Source organism: Vibrio sp. (genome assembly GCF_984391705.1).
Genome location: NZ_CFHWOM010000162.1, coordinates 1 through 1,254, shown reverse-complemented (window position 1 = coordinate 1,254; position 1,254 = coordinate 1). Strand labels below are relative to the sequence as shown.

1 protein-coding gene is annotated in these 1,254 nt (G+C 44.6%); it reads right to left on the bottom strand.

Going from position 1 to position 1,254, the window contains the following annotated elements; all coding sequences use genetic code 11:
- Window positions 1–931: LysR family transcriptional regulator (locus AC4MRV_RS22135; protein WP_004742441.1), on the bottom strand; the 931-nt coding region annotated here is incomplete at its 3' end.
- Between the last annotated feature and the right edge of the window lie 323 nt (window positions 932–1,254).

The window sequence follows — 1,254 nt, the reverse complement described above, 5'->3', positions numbered from 1 at the left end:
AGTTTATTTCCCCTGCTAACTTGTCACCCAAGTGTTCCATCGCGTAGTCAATGAACACGCGAAGGCGGGCGGGCATGTATTTGGTTTGTGCGAACTGCATTGCTATAGCGCCGTGATAGTTACTCTTGATGGTCCAGTCATTCAATACTTGAACAACACTGCCTTCTGCCAACGCATCTTGAATCACGAAGTCATGGAAGATGCCAATCCCCAGACCTTCTTTCACGCCTTTCAGTCGCATTTGAGAGTGGTTCACTGCGTATCGACCACTAACGGAGACGGTGTGAAACTCATCGTCTTTGAGAAAGTCCCAAATGTGGTCTTTGTCTGTTTCTGCTAGGTACAGACAATCGTGCTGGCTCAGATCGGTTGGGTGGGAAGGCGTCCCTTTGTGACCCAAATAATCAGGGCTAGCGCATAGTACTAAGTTGGTTTTACCTAGCTCTTTTAGCACTAAGCTCTCATCGGGTTTATCGGTAAGGCGAAACGCAATATCGATACCTTGGCGTAGTATGTCGATATCACCATCAGCAGCGCGCAGTTTAAGTTGGATCTCTGGATACTGATTAAGAAATGGCACCACAAAAGGCTGAAGTACAGAGTTCAAAAACGCTTCTGGCGCAGCCACAGTGAGTGAGCCAGAAGGCTCGGTATGATCCGAGGTCGATAATTCAACCGCTTGCTGTGCTGCGTTAATCATGACAACGCTCTGATCGTAAACCAGTTGACCTGCCTGAGTGATAATAAGCGTACGAGTAGTTCGCTCAAAAAGCTTTACTGACAGTGCCTTCTCTAAACGCGTAATGAGTTTGCTGAGTGCAGAAGGCGTTACCCCTAGTTGCTTGGCTGCCGCAGTAAAACTGCCTTCGTTTACCACTAGGATAAATGAGGCAAGATCGGGAAGTAGGGCGATGAGTTTGGGGTTGACCATAAGTATCCATAAGAGTCAGCGGTGAGCGTAATAGTAATTGTGAGTGATCTAACTTGATTTGTGAATCAGTTTCATTAATTGGCAAAAGTAAAATGAGTCGTGATGATGTTTAACTACCGATTGTTTACTTAGCGATTTGCCTCTTCTTTAGCTCGATGTATTTGAGCAAATCACCCAACGCCCGACAATTTTTTAGACTTATACGAATTGTTGAATTATCCATCGAACTTACTGTCAATAGCTATCTGACATAGCCATACCAAATATTACAAATTCGCGACATTAAAGCCGATATGATTCTAGAACTTTATGTTCATAAGATG